7 protein-coding genes are annotated in these 6,172 nt (G+C 57.9%); 1 reads left to right on the forward strand and 6 read right to left on the reverse strand.

Features of this window, described 5'->3' with window-relative positions; genetic code table 11:
• Positions 1 to 34: 34 nt before the first annotated feature.
• From ACRXB1_RS05260 to ACRXB1_RS05285, 6 genes are all read right to left on the reverse strand, one after another.
• Positions 35 to 1,099: an ABC transporter permease gene (locus tag ACRXB1_RS05260; protein WP_449491350.1), complete on the reverse strand. Its 1,065-nt coding sequence runs from the start codon at positions 1,097 to 1,099 to the stop codon at positions 35 to 37.
• Between the two features lie 8 nt (positions 1,100 to 1,107).
• A complete protein-coding gene (locus ACRXB1_RS05265; RefSeq protein ID WP_449491347.1) occupies positions 1,108 to 2,715 on the reverse strand; it encodes an ABC transporter substrate-binding protein in 1,608 nt (535 codons plus the stop codon).
• 40 nt (positions 2,716 to 2,755) lie between these two features.
• The gene (gene ddpX / locus ACRXB1_RS05270; RefSeq protein WP_075357843.1) at positions 2,756 to 3,319 is read right to left on the reverse strand and encodes a D-alanyl-D-alanine dipeptidase; all 564 of its coding nucleotides are present in this window, start codon (positions 3,317 to 3,319) and stop codon (positions 2,756 to 2,758) included.
• A 280-nt stretch (positions 3,320 to 3,599) separates the two neighbouring features.
• Positions 3,600 to 3,848, reverse strand: a complete 249-nt coding sequence (locus ACRXB1_RS05275; RefSeq protein WP_075357842.1) for a pentapeptide MXKDX repeat protein — start codon at positions 3,846 to 3,848, stop codon at positions 3,600 to 3,602.
• Positions 3,849 to 3,934: 86 nt separating this feature from the next.
• Entirely contained in the window at positions 3,935 to 4,711 is a 777-nt protein-coding gene (locus ACRXB1_RS05280; protein ID WP_075357841.1) for a molybdopterin-dependent oxidoreductase, read from the reverse strand.
• Positions 4,712 to 4,752: 41 nt separating this feature from the next.
• Positions 4,753 to 5,379, reverse strand: coding sequence for a cytochrome b/b6 domain-containing protein (locus ACRXB1_RS05285; protein WP_449491348.1), 627 nt, complete (start codon positions 5,377 to 5,379; stop codon positions 4,753 to 4,755).
• 360 nt (positions 5,380 to 5,739) lie between these two features.
• Between ACRXB1_RS05285 and ACRXB1_RS05290 the strand changes: the two genes are divergently transcribed.
• Positions 5,740 to 6,172: glutathione S-transferase N-terminal domain-containing protein (locus ACRXB1_RS05290; RefSeq protein WP_449491349.1), on the forward strand; the 433-nt coding region annotated here is incomplete at its 3' end.

Genomic DNA, 6,172 nt, shown 5'->3' on the forward strand with positions numbered 1-6,172 from the left:
CACTGGATGGAAGCACGTCATGAACCTTTGGCAGTCATCGGGCGCGTGGATCGAATACTTTGTACAGCGCGTCCGTCAGCAAGTTGAGCGTGATGAACGTTGCGCCAATCACAAGCGTGCTGCCGAGCACGGCGTTCATATCGGCGTTGAGGAGCGCGCCCGTGAGATACGAACCGATACCCGGCCACGCAAACACGATCTCGGTCAGCACCGAGCCTTCGAGCAGGTAGCTATAAGCGAGCGCGATCACCGTCAGGAGCGGCACCGCGATATTGCCAAATGCATGACGCCAGATCACGCGCCGTTCGCTCAGCCCCATTGCCCGCGCCGTGACAATGTATTCCTGGCTCAACTGTTCGAGCATGAACGAGCGCGTCATGCGGCTCAGGTAAGCGATGGAATAGAACGCAAGAATGCCGGCAGGCAGGACGATATGCGAGAGCGCATTCTTCAGCACGTCCCACTCGCCGGCAATGATGGAATCGATCAGCAAACTTCCGGTATGTGTATCGACCATGCCGTCGTAAAGCGGATCGATGCGACCCGGTCCCGAGACCCAATGCAGCTTGGCATAGAACAAAAGCAGGCCCATCAGCGCGAGCCAGAACACAGGCAGTGAACTCCCCGCCAACCCGATGAATCGCGCCACATGATCGATCCAGCGGTTATGCCGCACTGCCGCCACGACGCCGAGCGGCACACCGATCACGATGCCCATGAAGGTGGACAGGGTGGCGAGTTCAAGCGTGGCTGGAAAGACGCGTTTGATGTCGTCGACAACCGGATTCGACGTCAGCAGCGACATGCCGAGATTTCCATGCAGCACATCGCGAACGTAGATTGCGAACTGCACGATCAGGGGCTTGTCGAGCCCGAGCGAGAGCCGCGCCGCCGCGTAAGCCTGAGGCGATGCGCGCTCGCCAAGCATGGCGAGCAACGGATCGATCGGGATCTTCCGCCCGATGAAAAACGTCACCCCGAGCAAGCCGATGAACGTGACAACCAGCATCAGCAGCCAGCGTACGAACAGCCATCCCCGGCGCACGCCTGCATGATTTGCAAGCGCGCGGCGTGCATGTTGGGAGACTGTTAGTTGCAGATCCACGCTTACTGCTTCTTCAAGTCACGGTAGGAAACAAGATCGAAGATCGGCCCGACTTCCAGTCCCGTCACCCCAGGCCGCGCCGCGACCTGCGAGACCTTCTGGAACATGATCACGAATGGCGACCTGGCGAGCACTTCCTTTTGCATGACCTCATAACGTTGCGCGCGTTTTGCCGTCGATGATTCCTCGAGCGCCGCCTGCGTCTCTTTCGTCAATTGCGGAATGTCCCACGAATTGCGCCACGCGAGCATCTTGAAGCTGGAGTTGTCGGAGTTGTCCGGATTCCATGCGAAGCCTTGCGCGTTGCTGTGCGGATCGATGTAATCGGCCGACCATTCGCCAATGTAGATGTCATGCTGGCGCGTGCGATATTTGCCGAGCGTCTGTTTGTTATCGCTGGAAATGAGCTCTACCTTGATACCGGCCAGCGCCAGGTTGGCTTGCACCGCTTGCGCTATTTCGCCATAAGGCGAGTCGTTGCGCACATCCATCTTGACGGCAAAACCGTTCGGCAGACCGGCCTTTGCGAGCAGCGCTTTCGCCTTCGGGACATCCTGGTGGTACGGGTTCGTGTTAAGCGCGCCGAGAAAACCTTCGGGAAGAAACGTCTCGTGAACCTTGTACGTCGTGCGCACGATGTTCTGCTGGATGCCGTTGTAATCGATGAGCCATTTCATTGCTTCCTGCACCTCCGGCTTCGCAAGATTCGGGTTCTTGTTGTTCAGCCCGAGATACATCAGCGTAGCTTGCGGCACGGATGTCACGCGAATCGCGCCCTTCTTCGTAAGCGTGGCGAGGTCGTCTGAACTCAGGTCACGCGCTATGTCGATATCGCCATTTTCGATCATCAGACGCTGACTGGATGCCTCGGGCACATGCCGCATCACGATGCGCTTCATGGCAAGCGGCACGCGATAACCATCGAAACGCTGCAGCACGATGCTGTCGTTCGCGGTCCATTTCACGAGCTTGTAGGCACCCGACCCCGCTTCATTCGTCTTCAGCCATTCGTTGCCGAAATCGTTGCCCTTCGCGTGCGATTCGAGCAGCTTTCTGTCGAGCACCGATGCCGGCCACGATCCCAGCACGTTGAGCACGAAGGTCGGCGCGTACTTCTGGTCGGTCGTGACAGAGACGGTTGTATCGTCGATCTTCTTCACGTTCTGCAGCGCGTTCGCCTTCGTGAGTCCAATGCCCGCGAGCACCGCCGCGGCGCCCTTGTCGAGCAACGCGGTGCGCTGGATCGACCACGCGACGTCGTCGGCGGTGAGCGGGTTGCCCGAGTGGAACTTGAGGCCGGACCGGATCTTGAACGTGAACGTCAGGCCGTCGGGACTCACGGCCCATGATTGCGCAACATCGCCGTTGAAGCGCGCCGGGTCTTTCAGATCGACACGAATCAGGCGGTCGTACGTGTTCGCCACATATTCCTGCGGCACCAGTTCGTAGATCTCGCCCGGATCCAAGGTGGTGAATTCGTCGAGCAAGGTCGCCATCACCAGCATGTCCTTGGGCGTAGCCGCATAGGCGGAATTCAAGCCGCCCAAAGTCACCGTCAAGGTCGATGCCACCGCGATGGCTGCCAGCGCGTTGCGCAAAACACGTTTCATACTCGCTCCGTGAAAGTTGATCGCTGTACTTGGTGCGCCCTTACATAAGACGCAAAGGGCCGCTGTCCGCATTGTCGATGACTGGAAGTTCACGCGAGCCGGGCAATTCGTAATGCCACCACTCGCTTGGAATATGCAAAAAACCCGCGCCATGCATGACGCCTAGCAAAAGCGTGCGGTTGCGCTGCACATGCTCGGGCAAGCCAGAGTGAAAGTGTTCGGATGCGACCGACATTTCGTCGAAAGCCGTACCCATGTCGAGGTCGTGCCCGTCGGCACCGACAAGCGTGAGGTCGACTGCCGTCCCGCGGCTGTGGTTCGAGCCGCGCTTCAGGTCAGCGATATAGGTGGGGTCGGGCAGGAAGTCCCAGAGCACTTGCTGCGCTTGCGGAGGCCGGTAGGCATCGAAGATCTTGAGCGTCATGCCAATGTTTCCGGCAAGCTCGACAGCCTTTCTCAACGCCGCTTCAGCGGGGCTCAGCAGCAGGCAGTGCGCCGCCTTGTAGATCGGCTTGCCGGTGAGATTGCGGTCTGTGGCGTAGACCAGGTCGATGGCGACGCCATGTGTGGCGGGAGTGATTATCAGCAAACGGTGATCGGGCATCGGCGGTATTGGTTCGAAGCTCACGAAGACGTGCGGTGCCGTTATTGTTTATCAAAATGAATGATTTGGGGGCGAATGTGCAGACACACCACACTCGGTGTCACAGCTTGCGCCCGTGGTTGACCGTATTGGTCAACACCAGGACAGATTAAACCTCGCCAAAAATCCGCTGTTGCGACTCTGCGGGGAGCCGGGATCTGGGATCTGGGCTTGCGGGAAGAGAACTTCTATCGAAAGCGATTTCACGCATGCGTTGAATCGCTTTCGAAACGCCGGGCAATTACTGAGCCATGGCCCCGGATGCCGGATGTGCCATGCCCATTGCATCGTGCTTTTTCATCTTGTCGCCCTTCTTCATGGAGTCTTTCGACATGGAATCCTTGGACATCGAGTCCTTCGACATGGAATCCTTGGACATCGAATCCTTCGCCATTGAATCGTGTGCCATTGCATCGCTTGCCTGGGCAAACGCCATGGAGCCGCTCAATGCGAGTGTTGCTGCGAGTGCTGCCGTGATAAACAGTTTCATATGGACCTCTTCTCAAGTAACAGTAGCCGGCCGAGCCGGGGTGAATCGAAGTACCTGACGCCGCAATGCAAGGTGCATGCGTGCAGTCAGGAACCTCCGAACCAGTTGTAGCCCTGATCAACCCAATAACCGCCAGGGAACGTGTTGGTGACGAAAATCTCCATGATGTGTTTGGGATTCTTGTAGCCGAGTTTGGTAGGCATCCTGAGTTTCATCGGATAGCCATATTTGGGCGGCAGAAGCTTGCCGTCATACGTGAACGTAAGAAGCGTCTGCGAGTGCAATGCCGTCGGCATGTCGATGCTCTCGTAGTAGTCATCCGCGCATTTGAAGCCCACGTATTTCGCAGATGTATCGGCGCCTACGCGCTTGAGGAACTCGGAGAACGGCGTTCCGCCCCAGCGCCCTATCGCGCTCCAGCCTTCCACGCAGATGTGGCGTGTGATCTGCTCGGCTTTCGGCAACGCGTAAAGTTCAGGCAAGGTCCAGGTCTTCTTGTCCTGAACGAGACCGCTTACTTTCAAGCGAAAGTTGGCACCATCGACTTCGGGAACGTCGTCAACGCCGTAGAACGCATTGAACGGAAACGGCCGTGTGATTTGCGCTTCCGTATAGGTGGGCGCGAGGCGGTTAGGATCGAAGAGCCAGCCTTGCACGGTATCGTTCAGGCGCGAGACGCGGGACAGGAAGGTCTCGACGGACTTGTCGTCGGAGATGCTGCAACCAGTCAGCATCGCGAGGCCACCCAGCGTAACGATGCGCTTGCCAAAAAGGCGCCGCGAAGGCATGTCGAGTTCACGCTTCACGTCGATGATCAGCGACTCACGGTCTACAGTCATGCGGTTTGGCTTGATGGGTTTCATGATCGATTTTCCAGAGGCTTTGCTTGGGATCGGTGGTTGAATCATCGGCCGCGAATCATGGTGAGGAGCGAGCGCGGCACGAGCGAGACCATCACCAGATGCACCATGATGAACGCCGCCAGCAGCGACATGGCGCAAAAGTGGACGACGCGCGCGAAGTCATATCCGCCCATCAGGTCGCGCAGCAGAGGAAGTTGCACCGACTTCCAGATGGCGAGACCCGACAGGACCAGCACTGCAATATCGATCATCACGAACAGGTAGGCGAACTTCTGTACCGCGTTGTACTTGCCCGGATCGGCATGCGAGAGGTGACCCTTGAGTGCTTCGATCAGGTCATGAAAGATCGTGCGCAGCGACAGTGGGAAAAACTTCGTTCTGATGCGCCCCGTGGCGAGGTTCATCGCGAGGTAGAACAAACCGTTGAACACCAGCAGCCACATTGCCGCGAAATGCCATTGCAGCGCGCCGCCGAGCCAGCCGCCCAACGTTATTCCCGGCGGGATCATGAAGCCCTTGAATACTGGTGATGCGTCGTAGATCCTCCATCCTGACAGCATCATCAGGATCACCGCAAGCGCGTTGAGCCAGTGCGTGGTGCGCACCCATGCGGGCTGGATGACTCTCGCAGGACCCTTGATACCGCGTGCTGCATGTGTCGTGTTCATAAGAGATCCTGTGCCGGTATCGGAATGCTGACCTTGCCGATCAGCCCAATGCTTACTAATTCGCCGGGGCTGCATAAGCGGTTACACCGCTCGAAAAATTGTTTCTGCGAAAGCTTTCATTCACAGACAAACGTGTGTCTGCAAGTTAGTTCGTCAGAAACCGATGGCGGGTTACAACGGAATATCTTTATTGCCGGCAGTGCGACTCAGGCGATTACGTAAGCAAACATGCAGGCGTAAATCGCTCTCGCGGGACACGATTGCCATCCCGGATTTCATCGGATACCCTGAATCGATCACGCTAAACACAGACGGCCGGCCATTGCGGCCCCGCTTATCGCTCTTCAATTCCAGGACGCCATGATCCGCTTTTACTTTCACCCCACGCCGAACCCCGCGAAAGTCGCGCTGTTTCTCGAAGAATCGGGACTGGCGTACGAGGTTATCCCCGTCGATACCAGCAAAGGCGAACAGCATCTGCCCGCGTTTCTGAGCGTCAACCCAAATGGCAAGGTCCCGGCGATCGTGGATACGGACGGCCCCGGCGGCCGCGAAGCGCGCGTATTCGATTCCAGCGCGATCCTGCTATACCTCGCCGAGAAGACCCAGCGCTTCGCCGGCACAGCGGCAGACCGGCCCGAACTCCTCTCATGGCTGTTCTTCATCAGTTCGGGCCTGGGGCCGTTTTCGGGTCAGGCCGTGCATTTCCAGCATGCCGCGCCGGAGAAACTGCCATATGCGATCAACCGCTACAGGCGGGAAATCGAACGTCATTACCGCGTGCTCGACGAAA

The sequence above is a fragment of the Caballeronia sp. M23-90 genome (assembly GCF_053574605.1).